This window comes from Allostella sp. (assembly GCF_041913585.1).
Taxonomy (GTDB): domain Bacteria; phylum Pseudomonadota; class Alphaproteobacteria; order ATCC43930; family Allostellaceae; genus Allostella.
The window spans coordinates 1-2,298 of sequence record NZ_JAYSFE010000266.1 but is presented as its reverse complement, the minus strand read 5'-3'; the positions used below and the strand labels follow the sequence as shown (position 1 = coordinate 2,298).

Below are 2,298 nucleotides of genomic sequence, written 5' to 3'. Positions count from 1 at the left end.
GTCGCCGTCTCGCGGCGCAGCCGGATGTACCGCGTCAGCCGGTCATGATTCATCCGGCTGGTCGGCCCGGCCTCGGGATCGAGTTCCCCCCACATGCGCAGCGCATTGAGGAAGTTCCCCCAGGTCTGCTCCGCGGCGTGGCGGGTCGAGGGGGCCCAGCGGAACGCCGGGCCGTCGGGGTCCAACGGGCCGCCTTCCGCGCAGGCGGCAGCCCAGCACACGCGATCGCTCGCCGGCCAGTCGGCGAGGGGAATGCTGCGCAGTGCTTCGGGATAGGCGGCACTCGGCCGGCCCGGCCCCCGCTTCGTCACGGCGTTCATCACCGCTTCCCCTTCACCCGGCGGCGCAAATGCACGCCCGCCAGCTTCTCGCGCTCGCGATCCAGCATCTTGCCGTGCTCGGCGACCGCGCCCTTCATGCTCAGTTCGCCGTACATGCGTCCGGTGACCTTGTCCGTCGTGTGCCCGAGCACATGCTGGGCGACGGCGACGTTCCGGGGATCGTCTTCGAACAGCATGCTCGCGACGAGGTGACGGAAGAGGTGCGCGGTGGTGCGCACGCCGAGGTGCTGCTCGCCGAGCCGGCCAACGAGGCGGGAGAGAGTCTCCGGCACATTGTGGCGGCCCTCCGGGCCCGGGAAGAGCCACCGCGAGCCCGCCGCCCCATCCAGGAGCGGCCGGTAGGTGGTCTCGTGCGTGTAAAGCAGGCGGATGAACTCTTCGGGCATCTCCCAGTCGATGGGACGGTCGTTCTTGGTCTCATCCGCCGGAATGTGCAGCGCCACCGCGCGGCCCTGGCGGTCGCGGAGGAAGTGGCGGTCAAGATCGAGGCTGCAGATATTGCGGACGCGCATCGGCATCAGGGGGAGCAGAGCGAAGAGCAGCGCGCCCTCATGGACCGACACCGCCCGGCGCGGGCGGCCGGCGGCCAGATGCCCGGCGGCCGCCTTGCTCAGGAGTGCCGGCAGGGCGAACAGCTTGGCCTTGACCTCGGGGCGGTTCAAGCGATGGAGACGCTCGCGGACCTTCGGCGGCAGCCCCGGCTGGCGGTTGGCCCCGACCTTGCGCGCCAGCCCCTGCAGGCTCTCGATCACCTCCGGCGGCTGATCGCAGTCGCGGGCGATGGCGCAGAGATGGGAGCACAGCGTGGGCGCAGAAGGCGGCCAGTTCTTGCCGTTATTCGCATAGATGTTCGTGAGGGCGCGCTTGACCAACTCGGGCCGCACGAGATCCGCCAGGGTCTTGAGCTCGGTCTCTTCGACACCGGCCGCGACCATCGCACGGGCGCAGCTCAGCACCAGCTGGCGGCGATGCTTCACCGTCTTGGGCGCCAGACGGCGACGGTAGCCCGAAGCGAACGGATCGTCCGGACCGTCGCGATGATCCGCGAGGTAGGTCTCGAGCTCGGCCCGGAAGCTCGCCGGAAAGGCCTCCAGCTGCTGCGCGATGGTCGGCCGCCGCGGGCGCGGCGTCAGGCGGGTCTGCGGCCAGCCGTCGATCTCCGCGACGGCCCGGTTCCACATCGCGACGATCCGGCTGCGGTGCTGCGACGTCAGAGGCTTGGTCGTCTGGGTGGCGCGATAGTCGGCAAACGCCTCCAGGGCGTCGTCATTCACCGCGTCGGGCGCGGTCCCGGCCCCGGAGCAATAGGTGACGAAGGCCGTCAGCACGGGGCGAAAGGGACGCTTGGGGAGACGCGTCCAAAGGGCCTCCCAGTCGGCCGAGCGGACGACCCGACCGGCGCGCGTGTCGTCAAGGACGCCGACATGGCGCGCGATGGCGCGCACCGCCGAGCGGATGTTGGACCAGCGCTTCCGGGAGACGTTGAACCGAGCGGGCAAGATCCCGGCGAACAAGGTCTGCAGCGCCGCGGCGGTCAGGATCATGCCGTCATCGACGTTCGCCATCTCGCAGAACTTCTTCACCATGCTGCGGTAGTTCTTCCGACTGGCGTCGGAATGGTTCCCGCTCTCAAGAAACGAGGACAGCGCCGTGGCAATCGTCATCGGCGCGATGGTCGTATCGATCGAAGAGTCGTTCATCTCAGAAACTCCATTTTGACAGTAGTCGTCAGGTGTTTGCCGGTAGTGACGGGGGTAGACATTCGGGAAAACCGTCACTGTGAATAGTACGTCTACGGCGGGTGGCCCTCTTCCCTAGGGGTGTCTTTCTGGTGGTCAGGGGGCGACGCACCACGACATCTAGACGGGGCCGATCTGGTGGCGGCGGATGAAGGTCAGGACCTCGCTCTCGGCGACCCGGACGAGCTTGCCGAAGCGGCTGGCGCGCAGCTCGCCGC

The 2,298-nt window shown here is 68.6% G+C and carries 2 protein-coding genes; both read right to left on the bottom strand.

The window, feature by feature from the left end:
• A partial coding sequence (locus tag ACE3Q3_RS24020) for a hypothetical protein (protein ID WP_374450336.1) occupies window positions 1-320 on the bottom strand: 320 nt, incomplete at its 3' end.
• Complete coding sequence (locus tag ACE3Q3_RS24015; RefSeq protein WP_374450333.1) at window positions 320-2,041, bottom strand: tyrosine-type recombinase/integrase; 1,722 nt, start codon at window positions 2,039-2,041, stop codon at window positions 320-322. The genes ACE3Q3_RS24015 and ACE3Q3_RS24020, both read right to left, overlap by 1 nt.
• Between the last annotated feature and the right edge of the window lie 257 nt (window positions 2,042-2,298).